15 protein-coding genes and 4 pseudogenes are annotated in these 20710 nt (G+C 57.2%); 3 read left to right on the forward strand and 16 right to left on the reverse strand.

The window, feature by feature from the left end:
* Nucleotides 1-144: pseudogene (locus BLS81_RS20555) on the forward strand (IS630 family transposase); the annotation flags it as partial.
* 12 nt (nt 145-156) lie between these two features.
* Here the strand turns inward: BLS81_RS20555 and BLS81_RS20080 are convergent.
* On the reverse strand, nt 157-804 hold the full coding sequence (locus BLS81_RS20080) for an IS4/Tn5 family transposase DNA-binding protein (RefSeq protein WP_093226567.1): 648 nt from the start codon (nt 802-804) through the stop codon (nt 157-159).
* A 93-nt stretch (nt 805-897) separates the two neighbouring features.
* On the opposite strand from BLS81_RS20080, the pseudogene BLS81_RS20085 reads away from it, so the two are divergent.
* Nucleotides 898-2193, forward strand: a pseudogene (locus BLS81_RS20085) (IS66 family transposase); the annotation flags it as partial.
* Between the two features lie 42 nt (nt 2194-2235).
* Here the strand turns inward: BLS81_RS20085 and BLS81_RS20090 are convergent.
* A pseudogene (locus BLS81_RS20090) lies at nt 2236-2985 on the reverse strand (transposase); the annotation flags it as partial.
* 35 nt (nt 2986-3020) lie between these two features.
* Between BLS81_RS20090 and BLS81_RS20095 the strand changes: the two are divergent.
* Nucleotides 3021-3236, forward strand: a pseudogene (locus BLS81_RS20095) (IS630 family transposase); the annotation flags it as partial.
* A gap of 156 nt (nt 3237-3392) precedes the next feature.
* Here BLS81_RS20095 and BLS81_RS20560 read toward each other — a convergent pair.
* The 14 genes from BLS81_RS20560 to BLS81_RS20155 all read right to left on the reverse strand — a co-directional run.
* Entirely contained in the window at nt 3393-4820 is a 1428-nt protein-coding gene (locus BLS81_RS20560) for a hypothetical protein (protein WP_143023421.1), read from the reverse strand.
* On the reverse strand, nt 4817-6217 hold the full coding sequence (locus BLS81_RS20565) for a hypothetical protein (RefSeq protein ID WP_143023422.1): 1401 nt from the start codon (nt 6215-6217) through the stop codon (nt 4817-4819). The genes BLS81_RS20560 and BLS81_RS20565 overlap by 4 nt, the downstream gene beginning before the upstream one ends.
* Before the next feature lie 31 nt (nt 6218-6248).
* On the reverse strand, nt 6249-7181 hold the full coding sequence (locus BLS81_RS20100; RefSeq protein ID WP_093226568.1) for an aldo/keto reductase: 933 nt from the start codon (nt 7179-7181) through the stop codon (nt 6249-6251).
* Nucleotides 7178-8776 carry a GMC oxidoreductase gene (locus tag BLS81_RS20105; RefSeq protein ID WP_093226570.1) on the reverse strand — a complete coding sequence of 533 codons (1599 nt, stop codon included), beginning with the start codon at nt 8774-8776 and terminating at the stop codon, nt 7178-7180. The genes BLS81_RS20100 and BLS81_RS20105 overlap by 4 nt, the downstream gene beginning before the upstream one ends.
* Nucleotides 8777-8781: 5 nt before the next feature.
* Entirely contained in the window at nt 8782-10134 is a 1353-nt protein-coding gene (locus BLS81_RS20110; RefSeq protein ID WP_143023423.1) for a lipopolysaccharide biosynthesis protein, read from the reverse strand.
* A gap of 256 nt (nt 10135-10390) precedes the next feature.
* Nucleotides 10391-11578 carry a glycosyltransferase gene (locus BLS81_RS20115; protein ID WP_093226573.1) on the reverse strand — a complete coding sequence of 396 codons (1188 nt, stop codon included), beginning with the start codon at nt 11576-11578 and terminating at the stop codon, nt 10391-10393.
* A 1-nt stretch (nt 11579) separates the two neighbouring features.
* A complete protein-coding gene (locus BLS81_RS20120; protein ID WP_176787284.1) occupies nt 11580-12674 on the reverse strand; it encodes a glycosyltransferase family 4 protein in 1095 nt (364 codons plus the stop codon).
* Nucleotides 12675-12870: 196 nt separating this feature from the next.
* Nucleotides 12871-13548, reverse strand: a complete 678-nt coding sequence (locus tag BLS81_RS20125; protein WP_256326363.1) for an LbetaH domain-containing protein — start codon at nt 13546-13548, stop codon at nt 12871-12873.
* A gap of 12 nt (nt 13549-13560) precedes the next feature.
* Nucleotides 13561-14778 (reverse strand): WcaI family glycosyltransferase, encoded by a 1218-nt coding sequence (locus BLS81_RS20130; RefSeq protein WP_093226576.1) that lies wholly within the window; start codon nt 14776-14778, stop codon nt 13561-13563.
* Complete coding sequence (locus tag BLS81_RS20135; protein ID WP_093226584.1) at nt 14775-15734, reverse strand: GDP-L-fucose synthase; 960 nt, start codon at nt 15732-15734, stop codon at nt 14775-14777. The genes BLS81_RS20130 and BLS81_RS20135 overlap by 4 nt, the downstream gene beginning before the upstream one ends.
* 14 nt (nt 15735-15748) lie before the next feature.
* Entirely contained in the window at nt 15749-16876 is a 1128-nt protein-coding gene (gene gmd / locus BLS81_RS20140; protein WP_093226578.1) for a GDP-mannose 4,6-dehydratase, read from the reverse strand.
* A 425-nt stretch (nt 16877-17301) separates the two neighbouring features.
* Nucleotides 17302-18729, reverse strand: coding sequence for an O-antigen ligase family protein (locus BLS81_RS20145; RefSeq protein WP_093226579.1), 1428 nt, complete (start codon nt 18727-18729; stop codon nt 17302-17304).
* Between the two features lie 317 nt (nt 18730-19046).
* On the reverse strand, nt 19047-20213 hold the full coding sequence (locus BLS81_RS20150; protein WP_093226581.1) for a nucleotide sugar dehydrogenase: 1167 nt from the start codon (nt 20211-20213) through the stop codon (nt 19047-19049).
* A 221-nt stretch (nt 20214-20434) separates the two neighbouring features.
* Nucleotides 20435-20710 (reverse strand): DUF1330 domain-containing protein (locus BLS81_RS20155; protein WP_143023424.1); only part of this gene is annotated, 276 nt, incomplete at its 5' end.

Consider the following 20710-nt stretch of genomic DNA (forward strand, 5'->3'; position numbering starts at 1 on the left):
TTTGCCAAACTCAAGGCGCTCCTGCGCAAAGCCGCCGCTCGCACCGTCGGCGACCTCACCAGCGCTATCGGCGCCGCCATCGATACCTTCACGCCGGCAGAGTGCGCCAACTACTTCGCAGCCGCAGGCTACGATGCGTACTGAACGGAATCTGCTCTAGCACCATTTGCCGCGCGAAAGACGAAGGCTCAAGCGCGCTGAACAGGGATGATTGCCGATGACGTCAAGTCGATGGGGGCCCGTACAATCCGAAAAGAACCGACATGCGGCCTTGGTGCTCGCCCAGTCCTGACAGGCCAAAGGGATTGTTCGTCCCATCCCGTCACTCAAGCGGCAGAGCAACTCGCCGAACCGGCGCCCGAGTCGAGCATCTCTGAACGCCGTCTCATCGACCTCATTACGCGGCCAGCGGTCACCATGAGGCAGAGCTTTCTCGTTTTTGCCGACATCGCGAACCTCACGAACACAGCAAGGTGTTCGTGAATGAATCATAACCGATTCACCTGATTCAAGGGCGGACGCATCCGGCATGATGCGAACCGTCGCGCCCTGAACCTCGATGACAATAACCGGCTCAGCAACCGTCTCGCTCGATTGGCCGGTCACCACAACCGGAACCATGCTCTGCGGCCCCAGCAGGTCACGGCGCCAGCGGTAGATCTGGCTCGGCCGGATATCCGCCTGCGCCGCGACCCGCGCCACTTTCGCACCTGGCGCAAACGCCGCCTCGATGAGCGCCAGCTTTTGCTCGTCCGACCATTGCCGGCGACGCTCCGCTCCCGAAATTACCGTCACCTGACCCATCGCACCGTCGCTAACACCGGTGCAAACACCGTCGCTTGCACCGGCGCTATCCCGACAGCCGCTCACACCCCATCAAGCGGCCGCCCTCGAAGGGTTACCGAGCATCTGCCGCGCGAGCGGGTCATTATTTCCGCGCCATGCACCTGCCCGGCCTGCGGCGGCACGCGGCTGTCGAGGCTCGGCGAGGATGTCACCGAGACGCTGGAGGTGATCCCGCGCTCGTGGAAGGTCATCCAGACCGTGCGGGAGAAGGTCTCCTGCCGGGATTGCGAGACGATCTCCCAGCCGCCGGCGCCGTTCCACGTCGTGCCACGCGGATGGGCAGGCCCAAGCTTCCTCGCCATGCTGCTGTTCGAGAAGTACGGCCAGCATCAGCCGCTCAACCGCCAGGCCGAGCGTTTCGCCCGCGAAGGCGTGCCGCTCAGCATATCGACGCTCGCCGACCAGGTCGGTGCCGCTGCCTTCGCGCTGATGCCGCTTTACCGGTTGATCGAAGCTCACGTGCTGGCCGCCGAACGGCTGCACGGCGATGACACCACCGTGCCGGTCATGGCGAAGAGCAAGACCGATGTCGCCCGGCTCTGGGTCTATGTACGCGACGATCGGCCGTTCGCCGGCACCGATCCGCCTGCGGCACTGTTCCATTATTCACGCGACCGGCGCGGCGAGCATCCGCAGGCGCATCTCGCGTCGTGGTCCAGCATCCTGCAGGCCGACGCCTATGGCGGATATGGCGAGCTCTATGCGCCCGGCCGTCAGCCTCGCCCGGTGCTTGAAGCCGGCTGCTTCGCCCACGCGCGGCGCAAGTTCTTCGAACTCGCCGATGTCGAAGGCGCGGCTTGCAAGAAGAGCCGCGGTGAGCGCGTCGGCATGATCTATCCGATCGCGCTCGAGGCCGTGCAGCGGCTCGATGCCCTGTTCGACATTGAGCGCGCCATCAACAACAAGACCGCCGCCGAGCGCCTTGCCACGCGCCGGGAGTTGAGCGCGCCGCTCATGACCGAGCTGCAGTCCTGGCTCGTCGAGCAGCACGCGAAGTTGTCGCGCAACCATGATCTCGCCAAAGCCATCAACTACATGCTGCGCCGCTGGGATGCGTTCACCCGCTTCCTCGACGATCGCCGGGTCTGCATCTCGAACAACGCCGCCGAGCGGGCGCTCCGCTGCGTGCCGCTCGGGCGGAAGGCATGGCTGTTCTGCGGCTCGGACTGCGGCGGTCAGCGCGCCGCCGTCCTCTACACGCTCATCCAAACCGCCCGCCTCAACGACGTCGACCCGCAGGCATGGCTCGCCGACGTCCTCGCCCGCATCGCTAGCCACCCAATCCGGAGCCTTGATGAGTTGCTGCCCTGGAACTGGCGGAACCAACCCGACGCTATCGCCGCCTGATCGCCCCGCGGCCTTCGGCGGATGAATACCTGGCGATGACGTCTGTGCGGCCAGCATCATGGTGTCACGGGCTTTTTCGACATCCTTGATCTGCTCGAGCAGTAGTTCGATCCGGTCGAGCTCACGGCTGATCTGCGCCTTTAGCGCTGACGGCAACGGTCTGCCATCGCCTGTCACCAGCTCGTCAAGGCGCTTCCGCCGGTCGCGGTTGAGCGGCTGGAAGCCGGAGATACCCTGACCGAACAGCAGCCCCTTCACCCGGTTGACATGTGCTACCCGCTCGTTGGTCAGCGCCTTGCGCTCACGGACGAGCCGGCGGCGGTCTTCTTCTTCCGGCGTCGGCACCCGCAGCATAGCGCAAACCCGGGGCTCGCCGCGCTTGTAGGCCAACAACGCCCGCACCAACGCCTCGCCGTCGATCCTGTCGGTCTTCGCGCGGCGCCGGCGGCGTGATGTGGCGATGGACGCCGGATCGACGACGTAGCTCTCGACTCCATCCTGTTCGAGAATCCGGTGGATCCAGAATCCATCGAGACCGGCCTCCTGAATCGACACGATCGGAAAACTCTGCCCGGTGCGCGCCTTTGTCTTGCGCTGCAGCTCAGCGAAATGCGCCAGCAAGGCCGGAACGTCGCTGCCCGCCACGACGTGTTTGGACATCTTCTCGCCCGCACCCGGCGAAAGCGACGTGACCAGCCATTTCGAACGAGACAGTTCCAACGAGACGAAGATTGCGGCAAGATCTACACGAATAGCGGCCGGCGCTTCGGAACGGTTGACTGCAACTGGCATTGCGGGCCTCCTGGAAGTTGATGTTTTGCGACTCGCCTCTGCCAGAGCGTCGGTCGCTATTCACCCCCTCATGGGATCTCAACCCGGTCGAGACCGTCTGGCAGTTCATGCGCGACAACCGGCTGTCGAACCGCATCTTCCAATCCTACGACGACATCGTCGACCACCGCTGCTTCGCCTGGAACAAGCTCGTCGAGCAGCCCTGGCGCACCATGTCCCTCGGGCTGCGCCAATGGGCCCATGGGTTCTGATCAATGCGCTTTGGTATAAATGGACGGGGTTTGCGACGAAAACGCCGACCCCACTTTCAACAGCTCCCTCTTCGGTGAAATCCGATGCCGCAGACGGCGACGAGCCCCCTCCATCGCCAAAAGTGGACTTCTCCAACAGCCTGCCAGAGCACTCACCTATTTCCAAGTTTCACCGTTATCATCAGATACTAGCGTGATCGGCCTGGCAGATGGAGCGTTTATATACCAACATCGCGCATTGACACAATCCTTCCTTGGGCTGTCGGCGACCCCACCCGCAGCCGCCTCCGCCACTGACAAGTTATTCGCGTAATATACGAAATTGAGATAAAGGCGCCCGGCTCGATCAGCTGTAACCTGTTGACGCCAAGCCGCATAGCCGTGACGTCCTGAACTTGAAATCAAGCGCGGAACGATCCCGCCCGAGCTCTTAGCCCACGATTGACCAGGCGGCTTCCGAAATTGCACAAGATTATAGAATGAAGTTCCCTCGGCGCGCGCCACGATGTTCACTGTTCCATCGAGCGCAGTGTTGAGACTAGTGTAGCTAAAGGATGCTTCAGCTCGGTCGCCATTATCACGACCGCTCTGACCGATCGTTACCGGCGGCGACCACCCGCTCGACATTGACTGCGGAAGCAACGACTGGAGCACTTTGAAGTGCGCATGATGCGCCCCCAAAACTACTGTCAAAGTGCCACTTCTATCCATTGTTATGGCGGGAAGATCATGATCGTCCGGGCTCGCGACGGTCGTACTCCTGCCCAAAGAAACCATGCCGCCGGTCCACTCACCCGTAGTCCGATCGAACGTGCGGCCAAGCGCTTCGGTGCCGGGAGCAGACTTATCCAAAGTGTCAAAGACAACGAAAATCTTGTCCTTCAATGTGAAGGTCAAATTGCCGCCACCGGAATGATTTGGCACAACAAAGCTGTTATTAGAGACTAGAGCGGCTGGAGCCCTTCTCTGCAGCCCATTGTCCGAAATTTTGAACGTCTCTAGCCAGAGTTGCGGGCCGGTATATGGTCCGAAATTCTCGAAACTTAGGATCGTGGGCGGCCCGCCATGGTCATTGAAGGAGTCATAGCGCTCTATTGTTGCTGTACGGGCACGCAGCGGAGTCGCCCTCCAAGTAGTTCCGCCATCGTCTGACATCAGCAAAATAGCAGTCTTGAGATTAGACAATTTCGGGGTAAGAACGGTATACACCCTGTCCGAGTCATCGACGACGACGGCCGTATCAATCATCCGGCCGGTGTCCCAGCGCCTATCCCACAAGCCCTTACCCCCAAAAATGTCGCGATCGATCGCGGCGCCTGCCGCCGACGTCAGATCCATAACTCGGGGCTTAGAGCCCTTCTTTATTACCACGAAATCGGTTCCATCGCGTAAATAAGCATTACCGGATTTGTCAAACCCGGGACTGCCGCGGTCGAGCGGGCCTACGACATGGGCTGGCGCAGCCACGATCGAAAAAGGCGCACTCACCCGTGTTCCGGGAGAGACAGTGATGCCCCCCCCCACAATCATCGCCCCGCTTGCGAACAAAGCGATGCAGGCTCCCATTGGCGCCCATCCCATCATACGTCAGCTCCTTCTTCAAGGCCGCCTCCCGAGACCCGCTCGCCCTGGAGAGTAGGGCGAACGACATCGCCGGCTGTAGGCGCAAGAAATCTGTTCGATGGCCGAGACTTAGCCCGGAACTGAACAACGACAAGTCGCACCAAGCGCAAACCGATATGAATCAGGACGCAAAAGATGAGTGAGTAAGCAGCAAATGATGAATCGAAGCGCCACAGAGCGAATGCGATGACGGCACCAATCGGTCCGAAAGATGAATTCGCGCGAGCAAGGTATTCATAACAGAGGTTATAGAACAGAATTACGGCGAGCAACATGAACGGCCATAACCAAGGAGAGCTTGCGTAGGGCTCCCCTAGCAACGTGGAATTAAGAGCTGCATCTTTACTCCCAGAAATTGCGAGTCCGAGAACCGATGCAAACGAGGGCGGCCGCTCCGAAAATACCGCTTTCGGTATGAATAGTGTCAACGGTCGCACAAAATAGGCCGACGAAGACACATCTAGTCGATCGGTATTCTCAACAACGTAATTAAAAGCAACAATATTAATAGATTCAAAGACACCATTCATTTCATCTACGAAAGGCTTCCCTTCGTCAGCATGCGTCAGCGCCACGGTGACCGCATTCGTGAAACCGGCGACCGAAGATCCATACACGCTCACCAGACCGCGAACCTCTGTCCACAACGAAGACACGAATGTCGCACTAAGCAAAGCGACCGCCATCAACAGGCTCGCAGAAAATACGTGACGCCTATATGCGACTAGTATCACGATCAGAAAGTATGCTACACTGATCCTATTAAACGTTATCGCTAGATCGAAGACGCACACAAAAAGCCCGACACAGACTAACAGGAATCTGTTACGAGATGTCTTGGACAGAATACCAGCTATACAGCCAAATATTGCAGTACGCGAGAAGTTCGCAATCACCTTAAGTATCAAATAGCTTCCGTTGCTATTTGCAAGATCATTTGATGCCTTGAACCAATGAGTTCCGCTCGCAGTACCCAACATACGGGCGCTGATTAGCGTACTCCCGAAGTATAGGACGGCTATCGCAAAAACGACGTAAGTAATCGGATATACGTTATGTCGCACATTCGGCAGTTTCGAACGAGCCGTCAATATTCTCGCCGCACTTATGAAAGCGATTGCCGCTTCAATCACGAAAGATGTCTGAACGTCTTCATAAGGCTTATACTCTGGAATGGGCATGAAATCTGGACTGATCCGCCCAGCAAGCAAAATGAATATCATTGGCACGGTTAGATAATAAACCATACCGATGACGATACCATCGAGAAACGTCAAACTCGCCAGCCTGATCTTCCGCAGCGCAAGAATATTAACACTAAGTGCCAATATGAAAAACAGAACGATCAAGACGGCCATCGGTGGTCGATCCTTTTAAGCATACAATATTTCATTTAGAACCGCGTGCATTATGGCCGCTAGCATCTCTAAACGCCGACAGGATCTCACGCCGTCCTCCACTGGCAACCTCCCAGTCAATCCGGGCGATGGTCGACCGCAAGCGAACTGGATCATTGGTAGAAATGAGTATAATGGCCCCAGGTGCGCTCCCAAGCGCCAAGCTAAGCAGCGCCGCGGGCGCGGCTTCCGAATTTGATGAGACGCAACCCATCTTCCGCATAGCGTTCGCCAGCGCGGCACGCTCTGCGTCGGATGGAGCGGCGAGACTTCGCATTACCCCGTGCAGGATATGCGTTCCCTTCTCATCAACTGGAGTGCCTGCTAGATCCCACCGGTACTGCCTAACAGTGCCGAAATCGGGCAATCCATGTAGCCGTCCGCCAGTACCGCTGCCAATCGTCTTCGCAGTTCCCCGCGCCAGCAATCCCTCAAGGAACGCCTGCGCCTCCGGGCCAACGCCTTCGGGGTCCGGTTCGTGTAACAGCAGCGCATCCACACTACCCCGCCTCAACCGCCGCAGACTCTCCGCGATTGAAGCTTCCATCTGCGCCACGTTGAATGCCTTCCGCTCCGCGCCAGCTGAAGCGCCCTTGGCGAGCCACGCCTTTATGGCGGGCGTAGAGGCGAGGAGTGGCCGCGCGATCTGCCGAACGACGGACAGAAAACCTGGATTCTTCGGGCGACCAATACCCACTTTTGTGGCTACCGTCGCCGCAACGTCCCCGGCCAACACTTCCCCTAAAACGTCTTCCGCTAATCCCAGGCCATAAGATGGCGCTACATCGAAATGAGTGATGCCAAGATCGCGGGCCGCCTCAACCAGACGCGCACTGGCCCGCAATCCTGCTCCGCCAACCAACCGCCCACAACCAAAAGCTATGCGGCTGGTCTTGCCGCCTGCAAATGTGACGACATCCATCATTGGGCGAGTTCCGGAGATTGAGCCGTAGTGCCGGTGATCTTGCTAGCAAGCCGCAAACCGAGCGCCATGGCCGTGAATGTCGGATTAGCGAAACTGGAACTCGGGTAGACCGCCGCACCTGCGATAAAAAGATTAGCGACGCCATGCACTTTCAGGTCTGAGTCCACGACCCCCTCCTCTTCAGTTCGAGACATCTGCAGACCACCACAATGATGGTTCGTGTCGCGAGCTTCGTCGAGAATTCTGGTGTCCTTGGCGAGAATCCGCGGGTCAACTCTGAGGGTAGCTAAGCCGTTGCGCTCCAACGCGCCGCCAATACGAGCACAGAGCGCCGCCATGGCTTCAATCTCCGAGCCGTCAATACGCCAATCCAAAACTACCAAAGGCATATGATTGATGTCAACGCGAGACGAATCAAGCCGTATACGACTCGTGGCAAGTGGCCGCTGCTCGCAATGCAGCCGCAAACCGATGCCCAAATCGGCCGGATTTAAAGCCCGGTTATCCTTGAGATAGCGCGTAACTAATGGCAACCAGATTTTCATGAGCGCCGCGAAATGCGACGGCATTGAGCGCAGATTGGGGGGCATTGCACCGTTGCGGAGGGCCTTGGCGAATATTTTGAAATTTGCGAGATGGGCGGAGAGCGATGATTCGAACACAAAAGTACCAGCAATATTTGTAGTACCGATCTCCTCCTGAACAGAGCGGGCTAGCACGACCTTCGGGTTGTACTTGTAACCATTCAGAAATATGTTATCGAAGATGTTTCCGAATGCCTTCTTATCGAGCAAAGTGACATCAGCGACGCGGATGTCCAGATGGTCTTGGAAAGCACACCCCACCCATTTATTGTTCGCCCAGGGTAGGTCGGGCCGCGCTTGGGCCGCCGCGAGCATGAGGCGGTTTGCCTCGATGGTACCGCAAGCGACAACGAAGTGATTTGCTTCGACATCCACGCTTCGCCCCGACGGCGCGCACAAAGTCACCGACTTGATTGTCGCGTGGTCCGAATACGAATCGAAGCCTGTACCTGTGGCATGCAGCGCGACGGTCAGATTAGGATTGCCCGCGAGCTCCCGCGCGAACACTCGAGCCAAATTTGGCTCCTTGAGCCAGCGCGTTAAAATCACCTCTAACTCAGGTCCAAAATCGGGCGATCGCAGCTTGAGCGCGGACCAGATCGCCGCGTCATCGTCTTCGAGAACGGGTAGGCCGAGCATCTTGGCGACCTCTTCGTAATACGGAGACAAGACATCTCGATTAATCGGCCAGCCTTTCAGCCCAAGCCAGCTACGCGGCTGAAAGTCGATTTCGCGGAACGAAATGAGTTGGCCGCCCCATAATGTTGTTGTGCCTCCGAGTACGCGTGCACGCCCCTCTGAAATGCCAGCATGCGGGCGACCAATAACGACCGAGTCATTCAACGCCTGCGATCCCGTCTCAGCCGAACGCCCGCCGGACTCGCACAGCAGAACCTTTACTCCTTGACGCGCAAGCTTCACGCTCATCACCAAGCCTACCGCGCCGGCACCAAGGACCACGACGTCGGGTCGCGGCAGAATCACAGACGGATCATTGAATTCGACGATCATGAGACCTAAATTCCCCGTGAGAGCATTTTTTCGGACAGAAGCGATTTCATCTGCCCGGCGGAGGCAAAGAGCTCCCGCGGTGTAACCAAGATCTTCCGACTCTGTATCACGATCGTGACGAACATCATCAGATCGAGCAATGCCATGCTCATTCCCGCTCCTGTTGCACCGAAACGTAACGATAGCAGGTATCCAATCGGGACCGACAGTACAGAGAAGATCATAAAAAGAACAGAATAGGAGCCGTGTCGATTCTTTGCCAAGATGAGGTTAGATATAGGATACCAAAATCCGCCGAAGATGATGCTGAGTCCCATCACCGCCATCAAGGTCGGCGGCGAATTGATGACACCGTGCGTCCAAATTTTAACAAACCAATGCCCGAGCAACGCGAACCCAATCGCGTACGGCATGACCAGCATTGCCGATACCAAAATTGTCGCCAGAACCATAGCCGCTTGCGCTCGTCGGTCACCCCGGGCAGTAGCGGCCGAGTATTCCGGCATCAGGGCGGTGTTAAGCAACCAACACATCTGCAGGCCAACCCGGGAGAGGGTCCGCGCCGCCGTGAATGTCGGCACCGCTGCCTGCCCAGCCGCCAGGCCAAGCGCCACCGCACTGCCCTGTATTGAGCAAGCTTGGCCGATCGGAACGAGCATCACGGCCACCGCCGGACCCAAAAGACTTTTGATTTCCGCGCGAGTTGCGCGGTCGACGCCTAGTGTCAGCCAAGGCACGCGCCGGCGCAATAGAGCGTTTTGCCCCGCTAAACCAAGGACGCGCCCGCTCAGCAGCCCGATCGCCGCCGCCATCACACCTCCACCGAGAAGCACAACGGTAATCACGATTACGCTTTCGATCAGGATGATGATCGCATTCCAGAATGCGCCGACCGCGAACAAACCTGCGCAACGAAAGCCTGCAAAGAAAATCGTCCCCTGTATCGCAGCGATGCCGTAAAAGATCATAATTAGCAATGTAATCTTGGCGTCCAGCGGCGACATGGCAGACCCGCCTGAGATTAGATAACCGGGCAATAGAAAAACGATTATTGCCGCCAGTAATGCTAGCGCCGCTGAAGACGCTAGGATCGCAAACCAAGCGCTTTGAAAGATATGTATGGTTGCGTCGCGTTCTCCTCGCGATTCTGCCATCGTCATCTTCGTCCCCGCCGCAGTCGCGAAGCCAAAGTCACCCATAGCGAGGAAGGAAGGTATCGTAGTCAAGAGAACCCACAGACCATATTGCTTCAGTCCCCATGCTCCCGCGAGAACAGGAACCAGAGTTAACTGGGAGCCACTTACGATGATCTTGTCGAAAATGTTGGCGCCAACTCCGCCTAGCAATCGGCGAATCATCATATAGCCTTTCGGGGCTGAAGTAGGCACGTCGGTCCAGCCATACTAGGTGCCAGATCCATCAGGGTCCTCTGAACGATCATCGATGACATAGCGTTTCACTTCCCACGTTTCGCGCAGAACCGCGCCGACTGCCCCTCCACGAGCGACAAATTCCCAGCAAAAAGTCGAAACGGTATTTCGTGATCGGAAAGGCGCCTTTTGCAGTGTGGCCTCACCGACGCGGCCGCCAAGTATTCTGGCACTCCTGCCAATTTCATTCTCGGTGGGCTCGTATTTCATCCTGCAGCGCATGCCACCGAGCCTGGACTTTTCCCGGATGGAATTCCTGCATCGCGAAAGTCATTGCCTTGGTACCCATCCGCTCGCGTGCATCGTCGTCAACCATCAGCCGCAGTAGCGCGTCCGACATCGCTCCCGGGTCGTCCGCGATGACCGCGTTCACATAATTTGACGCCGCTATGCCTTCGAACGCGACGCTCGTACCTATGACCGCACATCCTAGGCCCATAGACTGGATCACGCGGTTTTTCAGCCCGGTGCCCGCGCGATCTGGGGTAATGACGACGTTCGCTGATTTCAGCATTACCTTATAATCGTTTACCCACGAGACAAACCTGATCGGCAGTTCGCGACACAGATCAAGTAGGCCGCTATCGGGCTCGACGCGTCCCATGACCGTGAACGTGAATTTCGCGAACTCATCGGCACGAGGACGCAACACAGTCTCGACGAACCATTCCAGCGATGCCCGTAAGTGCGGCTGCCGCAGATCAAGGAAAACCACAGCAGAGCGAGACTCTTTCTCCGGAAGCTCCCGGGTTGCCTCATCAACAATATCAGGTGGCAAAGAAACGGGGATCGCCGTCACCACCGCCTGCGGTCGACGGCGCCGGAGATATGCGGCATCCTCGGCAGATACTACATGCGCGTACGTCTTGCGTGAGAGCAACCGACCTTCAATTAGATTGTGGAGGGAGAGGAAGACGCGGGCCTTCGATCTCTCGATTAGCCTATCCGAACCCGTCGCCAACCGCCTCCAACGCAAAGTTCCAGGATCAATCAGCCCGATAATCGTCTTTTCTGCGATATCGCCCCGCGCCAGAGCGCAGGCCGAGACATTCTCGAGGTGAACGACGTCATACTTAGCCAACTGGACGCGCAGAGTGGCGATACGCCGGCCGAGCATCGCGTCAGGCAGGAACAGATTCAACAATGCGCGAACCAGTTGCGGCAAACGCGTTGAAATTGGCTCCTCAGCGAAGGAGATACCCAGATCTGCGAGCAACGCATCTCTGTCAAGGCGAGCCGGATCACGAACGAAACCGAAAATATCGACTTCCCGACCCGGGCCGGCAATCAGATTAGCTGTGACGAGCGATTGCTGATGCAGCCCCTCGCGCGGCGGATAGCTGAGATCAGATACGACAAAGGCGATGCGCACGTTACTGCGCTTCTTGCAGCGCGTTGATCAGGCCGGCAGCCATCCGCTCGACCGAATATCTTTCAGCACAATCCGCAACGATAGCATCTCCCCGGCCGGCCCAAGTAGCTGAATTCCGCGTGAAACTGAGCAGCCCTTTCGACAGCGAAGCGACGTTGTCAGTTTCAAAAAATTCGCCATTGAAGCCAGCTCGTACCGCCTCAATTTCCGGGGAGTGACGCTCACTCTTCGACACGAGCATTGGGACGCCGAAGGAGAAGCTTTGGGTGACGGAAAGCCCAATATAGCCCGGCGATACACTAACGATTGACTCCGCATAGTAGGCGCGCAATCGCTCGTAGTCGGAAACGTGCCCGGGCATCTCAATCCTATCCGAGAACGGCGATCCGCTTGCCCTCTCTGCGATCCCAGCGCGTTCTGGCCCGTCGCCAATTATTGTTAACGTTAGCGAAGGCACCTCGGCCGCGATTCGCAAAAAAGCATCAAGTAGAATCATCGGCTTCTTGTCGACAACAAGACGCCCGACGTATAGAATCCGAAACCGCTGAGCGCCATGCTCGAAATGCATCTGAGCGACGTTCTGTAGGGCGTTTGGCGCAGCGTTGATGCGCTTCGAAGGGTACAACCTGCGCAACTCGTCAGCTTGGGTCTCCGTATATGTGACTAGCCCAGTCGCCAAACTGCGCAACAAACCCCGCAAGTAGTCGGATCGCGAACCTTGCCCCTGACGCGGCCAGGCATGCCCCCAAAGGGCCGTCCGTCGCCCGATGAGGCGCCGAACCAGCACAATCAGCCAGACATGCGGCACGCGCGGATTGAGATCCATGACCAATCCCTCGGCGCGAAGTAACGTCAGCAGCGGCAACCGCTGAAAAAGAATGTCGCGTCCAACATAGGTGTTAGAGAGCCGCTCGACACCGTGCGCTTCATAGTCCAGGAGACGTATCGTGGCATCATAGGCGGGAGATCCGGCCAATATACCAAGATCCTTACCAAGCCGCTTGCGAAGCTCCTTCACGACGCCGAGACGATAGTCGCCCAGAGACCCGATCGCAATGATAAACTTTGGCCGCAGTTTCGTCATGGGCTTCGTCATGGGCATCTCTCTGTTCACAATGGAAAGTGCATCCCGCGATTAGTTATGAAATGTGTTGATAATCACAGTTCTTGCAATCAACATTATGTAAGTTGTTCCACTTGGCTACCTTCGGACCTTCCATGCCTTTGATAGAGATACTATTGCTGCCGCCACTACATACGCGATTGTCGACCAGAACTATTAGGATTAAAACTTACGCTTCGGAAAATGTGCGCCGCTTGATCGCCTTGGCCGGATTGCCGCCGTAGATCGTCCACGCGTCCAGATTGCGGACGGCGACGCCACGCGCACCAAGCACCGCCCCTGTTCCAACCGTTACACCTGGTCCGACAAATGCGTCCGCCGCAATCCATGCATGCTCGCCAATAACAATCGGCTTCAGGATGAGTTGGAATAAAGGATCGGACACATCGTGGCTGCTGGCGCAGAGATAAGCATATTGCGAGACCACAGCCCGCGAGCCAATCGTGATTTTGCCTTGATTGTAGCACCGCACATGGGGACCGAGCCAAGCCTGATCCTCCATCACAAGGTTAGCAGGATGCCATATCTCGACGCTACCATACACGCGAACGTTCCCACCAATGCGCGCACCAAACATTCGGAGCAACATACATCGCCATTTATGGAGGGGCGGCGGCGTCCAACGCGCGAGCGTTAGCCAAGTGAGTTGCCACACAACCCGCTCCAACTTGTTGCGCAGCGAGAAGCTTGCAGCTCCGGTATGCATCGACCCGGAAGTGCGGGCGTCCAGCGGCTGCACCACTGTTTCCGGAAATTCGAAGGACTGTTCGGTCCGATCTCGTGGCGCCTGATGAAGACGTTCGTCGACCATATCTACCCCCCACTCACTCGTGCTGCCCATCATCATTTCCCGCAATACTCAGGCATGCGCGCTGAACGCGATCGCGAAATCGCTTAATATACTTTGTCGTCGCCAGCGATCCTCCGCGCGGTTCCGGGCCGCCAGTCCATAAGCGAGTCGAGAGGCTTCGTCGTCGAGCAAAGACACCAACGCTCGCGCCATCGCCGCAGCGTCCTCGGGAGCAACCGCCTGGCCGCAGCCTTCCACTTCACGGGCGAGTCCAGTGCCTGGGATCGCGGTGGCCAACACAACTCGACCAGAAGCAAGCATATTGGCAAGCTTTGACGGCAGGACAAGATCGGCCGCGCCCGCAATCTGGGGCAACAAATGCACTGTTGCGAGGCCAAGCAGATCAGACATCATCTCGACGGGCTGCAGATCCTGAAATTGGACATTCGACAGCCCTTCAGCCGCAGCCATCAGTCGCTCACGCGAAGCACCATTACCGCAGATCACGAAAGTGATATCGCGCCGCTCCGCCAGCAGCCGCGCAACTTCGGGGATGATCTCAATTCCCTGCTTGTTACCGAGGTTACCCGAATACAGCGCCACGTAAGGGGTCGTAATATTCCAACGTTCGCGGTATATGGAGGGTCGGGCGAGGGGTTTGATATTGTCGATGTTAGCCCAGTTACGGAATTCATATATACGAGCGGCCGGCACGCCTAAATCACGTAACTTCGCGCACATTTGGGGAGAGATCGTGCTAACCATCCCCGCTTTCAGGCACCACGTCTCGAAACTCCGCGCTGCCTTGGCAATGAGGCCATGATCCTTGAGCAAGCCAGTGGCGAACGCAGCCTCGACCTCAAAATCCTGGATATGCACCCAGACCTTGGCGCCAAACATCCAGGCTATCGCCCGAGCCGCGACCATAGAAATCAGAGACGGTGCAATGCACATCACCACGTCAGGCCTCTTCTTACGGGCGGCGCGCAGCATTTCCGGATAAGCCCGAAGTGCAAATGAGGCATGATGAATGAGCCGGCGCCCACCGCTCGGCTTCGATGGCACGTAGATCGGGACGCGTCGGACATCTACACCGCTTTCGATTGACGACAGCACCCCCGACCGTCGGTACGACTCCTGCACTCTCCAATCCGGATAATAGGGCTTGCCGCAGACGACGGTCACATCGTGCCCCGCCGCCGCTAGGAACTCGGCGGTCCCGGCCGTGTATGGCCCGATGCCCACCGGCTCGGGCGCGTAATTCAACCCAAGAATCAAGACGTTCATGATGCGGTCCGAGCCGCCTCGTGATGATCGAGAAACCACTGATATGTCTCGTGGATACCTTCGGCAAGCGCGACCCGCGGTTTCCAACCCATGGCGTTGAGACGACTAGAATCCATCAGTTTCCGCATGGTGCCGTCGGGCTTCTCGGTATCAAAAGCTATGCGGCCTTCGAAACCAGTAACCTCGCCAATCATGTGCGCCAACTCCGCGATCGTCACGTCCTCACCGAAGCCAACATTGATATGGCTCAGCATCGGCTCCGTATTCGCTTCGTAGCGTTGCTTATCGAGATCGAACACGAACAGCGAGGCCTCCGCCATATCATCGACATGCAGGAATTCGCGCCTAGGCGTCCCAGTCCCCCATATTAACACCTCGTCAGCTTCAGCCCGGGCGGCCTCATGAAAACGACGAATCAATGCTGGCATTACATGGCTGTTCTGCGGATGAAAATTGTCGCCAGGGCCGTAAAGGTTGGTAGGCATCACGCTGCGATAGTCAGTGCCGTATTGCCGATTGTAGCTCTCGCACAACTTAATCCCCGCAATTTTTGCGACGGCGTAAGGTTCGTTGGTCGATTCAAGGACCCCGGTCAGCAGCGCGTCCTCGCGCATCGGCTGCTCCACCGCACGCGGGTAGATGCACGAGGAACCGAGAAACAGCAGACGCTGCACACCGGCAGCATAAGCCTGATGAACAACGTTGGCCTCGATCATCAAATTCTCATAAATGAAGTCGGCCGGGTAGGTGTTGTTGGCATAAATGCCTCCCACCTTGGCTGCTGCTAAGACGACCCCGTCCGGCTTCTCACTCGCGAAGAAGGCCCGCACCGCAGTTTGATCGGTAAGATCAAGCTCGGCATGGGTGCGGGTGATGACCTCAACCCCTCGCTCGCACAGTTTGCGCGCGATCGCACCGCCGACCATGCCGCGATGGCCCGCCACGTAGATCCGCATGGGATGTTCCTCCATCAACCTTCGATTGAGACTGGAAGCTCGTAACCATGTGCCTTGAGCAGCGCGTGACGCTTGGCGGTGTGAAGGTCCGCCGCCACCATTTCCTCGCACATCGTCTGGACGCTGATCTCGGGCACCCAGCCGAGCCGCTCCTTTGCTCGAGCAGGATCACCCAGCAGCGTCTCCACCTCGGATGGCCGAAAATAGCGAGGATCAATCCGCACGAGAACGTCGCCGGTCTTTACAGCGGGCGCATCGTCGCCCTCGACCTTGTCGACAACGCCGACTTCGTCCACGCCCTCACCCTGGAAGCGCAGCGTAATCCCAAGATGCGCCGCCGACCAAGCTATGAACTCGCGCACTGAATATTGCACTCCGGTGGCGATGACGAAGTCCTCCGCCTGCTCCTGTTGAAGCATCATCCACTGCATGCGAACGTAGTCCTTAGCGTGCCCCCAGTCGCGCAGCGAATCTATGTTGCCCATGAATAGGCAGCCTTCAAGGCCTTGAGCGATATTGGCGAGCCCTCGGGTGATCTTGCGCGTCACGAATGTCTCGCCGCGCCGCGGACTTTCGTGGTTGAACAGGACACCGTTGCAGGCATACATGCCGTAAGCCTCGCGGTAATTGACCGTAATCCAATATGCATAGAGCTTGGCGACCGCATATGGCGAGCGCGGATAGAATGGCGTGGTCTCGCGCTGGGGGATTTCCTGTACGAGGCCATACAACTCGGATGTTGAAGCTTGATAGAAACGCGTTTTTTTCTCAAGACCCAGAAATCGGATGGCCTCAAGCAGGCGCAACGTGCCGATGCCATCGACGTCCGCAGTGTACTCGGGCGCCTCGAAGCTGACCGCAACGTGGCTCTGCGCGCCGAGATTATAAACTTCGTCGGGCTCTACCTCGCGCAAAATGCGCGTGAGGTTGGACGTGTCCGATAGGTCACCGTAATGCAGCCTCAGGCTGGGCTGCGACGCATGCGGGTCCTGATAGATGTGATCAATGCGCTGCGTGTTGAACAAGGACGCCCGGCGCTTGATGCCGTGGACTTCATAGCCCTTCTCAATCAGGAACTCAGCTAGGTAGGACCCATCCTGACCCGTAACGCCTGTAATTAGCGCCTTCTTGCGTGACGTCACCGCTCACTCCCTCAACATCTTGGCTGCACCAATACGCGAACTACGTAACGAGATGAACCAGCCTTGCCTGAAATTACATCGCACTGCAACGCGCTTGGCTCGGCAACACCAACCAGCGCACTGCGGCCATTCCTCTGCACCGCGCCCACTTTTATTCAAAGCCGGACCGAGAATCGATACATTATTGCGCGCGGGCGTTGAAACCCGCCCTGAACTGCTTCGCCCTGCGGCGATCTAGGTTAAGTGCCGCAAGTGCAATTGTGAGAATGTTGCGGTGCAGCATGCCGCCATACCGTCCCCCGGGTCAACATGATTCTTAGGTTCCGTGGACGCGCCATCGATGCCTGAGTAACAGCACTTACAGCAATGCCTCTGCCGCAATCGAAGCAGATTTGCGTCAAGCACTTCGGCGCTGCTGCTATTTCTCAGCCGCGTCGCCGACCTGATCTAGAATTTTCTCGACCACTCGGCCTCGCACCAGTACGTATACGTGCGCGCCTGTTCATTGCCACGGCCGGATTGTCCGGAGAATTTGGCCGCCCCGCTTTATCCCCTTCAGCACCAACCTCAGCGTTGCGCCTCTTCGCTTCGCCGGTCCATAGCATGGCCAAGGCCAATAGGAGAAACACCTCTCCGATTGTGTCGCGATCAAACAAGCTAGACTCAGTGAAATTGTGACTGAAGCAAAAGAATAGGAGACTCACCACCAGCGCACAGGTCGCATTGCTCAAATGAGATGTGGTAATCAGACGATAGGCTGGTATGATTAACGTGGCCACGATAACCAAGACTAGGCCAGGTAGCCCTATCGTTATCAAAAGGTCGAGGTAGCCATTATGTCCTTCTGATACAGTTTGCACCCATCCTTCGCCGTACCTGAATATGGGGCTGGCGTTTCCGATATTCCAGAACGAACCATACCCCGCTGAAAAAACGGGATTCTCGAGATAGTAGCGCATCATCGCTCTCCAAATCTCAGTACGCCCCGTCAACCCTGAGGAATCTGCAATATAGTTCAGAAAAAGATCGCTCTGCACGCCAAAGTGTATCAGCGGCACAAAAGCCACGGCCACACCCGCTAAGATCATATTGCGGCGCACCGGCGACATCTGACGATGCACTTTCATCAGAGGCCTCAGCCTAATGTATCCAACGCTTACGGCGATCGCGACGAAAACGAGGCCTAACGATGTTTTTGACGCGCTAAACCAAAGAAATATGACCGAGAAGAGAATAATACCAGCCAACAGAGCATATGGTAAGCCCCTACGGTCGAAACTAAAAAAAATTATGGTTATTGCGCAAATCAATCCGGCTTGATTCTTGTCACCCATCAAACCTCGCCACTTACCGACAAGAAGCGGATCCTCTGAGTCGAGATTATGCAAGCCAAATTTCGGCAACGCCAGAACGACGCTGTAGTTTACAACTAAGATTGCAACAAGCGCAATCCGCACGAACAGCAAAGTCCGTTCAATACCCAGTTGCTTAACGGCCGCAAAGACGGACCATATAACTATTGTGGTCAACACCAGTCGCCGAATCGCTACGCTGGGGTCGAGCGCCCATGCGAGACTCAACCAGCACCAAGCAAGCGCCACCCAAAAGAACCAAGGCACCACCGCTAGCCGCTCGGGATGCTTCAGCGGGCGCATGGCGATCAAGGCCAGCCCGAACACGACGGCATAGCCAAGCTGGCGCACAACGTTGCCGGCACCACTTTCGGCATCGCCGAGTGTCGTCATCGCAGGACCGAGCAGTGTTAACGTGAGCAGAAGTGCCATTGCTGCCATAGCCAGCGGAAGCGATACGGGCTGTGAAAAATCACTAAAGCTACGCAATTTTCTTGGCATCTGGCGGCTCGCTGCGCTTACTTAAACAAGGACCCTCTCGCCCGTCCCACAATCGGATCGGCAGGGAAAGATAATTTTCGTCACTCAACCTAGCGCCAAAGGCGGTACTTCCGCCAGCCCGCCGCTGCCAAGTCCGGTCGCACGTGGGCGCCTCAGCCTAGCGCGCAGCTATCAGCGTCAGTTTTTTTTGGGGGGGGTGATTAACGCCACAAACGCGTAAATCGCGCCCGTCGTTGCTGGCGCTGTCAGACACCATGCAGCGCACCACATCCCGCGCAAACACTCTCACAGAACGCTTGGGCCGCCTGCCTCCCGCCTCAATCCGAGCCAAACAAATCTCGAGTAAAGATCTTTTCCCGCACATCCAAGATATCTGCCGTCATACGGTTGGCGATGATAACGTCACATTCCCGCTTGAAAGCATCGAGATCACTCATGACCGCCGATCCGAAAAACTCCGCTTCATGCATCGCGGGCTCATAAATGACCAAGTCAATCCCCTTCGCCTTGATACGCTTCATAATGCCTTGAATCGAAGATTGGCGAAAATTGTCCGATCCCGCTTTCATGACAAGACGAAACACGCCAACCTTGGCGGGCTTCCTCGCAAGAATCTGATCAGCAAGGAAATCTTTACGCGTGCGGTTGGCATCAACGATCGCGCGGATGAGGTTTTGCGGCACTTCCGAATAATTGGCTAGAAGTTGCTTGGTGTCTTTGGGCAGGCAATAACCGCCATAACCAAAGCTGGGATTATTGTAATGCCGACCGATGCGCGGATCGAGGCCGATACCATCGATAATCTGGCGCGTATCCATGCCGCCCGCGATGGCGTAGCTATCAAGTTCATTGAAGAAGGCGACTCGCATAGCAAGGTAGGTGTTGGCAAACAGCTTGATCGCCTCGGCCTCGTTCGCGTCGGTGAAGAGGACTTCGACGTCCTTTTTCTCAGCACCTTGAAGCAGCAGATCGGCGAAAATTCGCGCCCGCTCGGAACGCTCTCCGACGATGATACGAGAAGGATGGAGATTGTCATAAAGCGCGCTGCCCTCGCGCAGAAATTCTGGGCTAAAGATGACCTGTGAGGTGTTGAAGCGCGCCCGCACATCATTGACGAAGCCGACGGGGATTGTCGATTTGATCACGATCGTCGCACCGGGATTCACAGCGATCGCGCCGCCGATCACCGCCTCGACCGAGGAGGTGTCGAACTTGTTTGTTTCGACATCATAATTGGTCGGCGTAGCGACGATGACATAATCGGCGCCGGCAAGCGCTTCGTTCGCGTCGAGCGTGGCAGTAAGGTCTAGCGGCTTTGTAGCGAGGAAAGCCTCCAGCTCCGCATCTACGATCGGCGACTTGCAAGCATTGAGCATCTCGACACGATCGGCTGAGATGTCGACCGCTGCTACAGCGTTGTGCTGCGCGAGCAGCACCGCGTTGGAAAGACCGACGTAGCCAAGACCAAAGACCGCGATTTTCATGCTTATATCACCTTCCGCGTGCGCTCGTCGCGCGCCACTGTGATGCTTCCTCAAGCACTTGCTCGCCTCCACACACAATAACGCGCGTCCCAAAAGTTGGCGAGCAGCCATCCAACATCGCTGCCGACCAGGTCAATGCGTTTATGCTGCATCTGCACAAGGGGCGTATAGGAAGTTCCTCTCCATCCGAATAGAGGCAAGTTCGGGCTTGCTAATTCTAGCTATGAAGGACCGCGGATAGCGGCCTGCAGCCCAACGACGACGAGGTTGCTGATGGAAGCCATTTCGCGCGTATCATAACGCGCGCGAGTCCGCGCTGTATGCGCTTCAACACCGTGCCGGCTTGGACCGAACCTTGACACTCCTTCGGTGATGATCACCCGGTAGGTGGTGGCTTTGAGGCGGTGCTGCAACGCCGCCTGATAGCCGGGGCTTTGATACCAGGCCCGCGCCTCCTCCACGCTCGGGAACTCGAGCACGACGACACCGTCGGGCGC

The organism is Sphingomonas sp. NFR15 (assembly GCF_900103265.1).
Lineage (GTDB): Bacteria > Pseudomonadota > Alphaproteobacteria > Sphingomonadales > Sphingomonadaceae > Sphingomonas > Sphingomonas pollutisoli.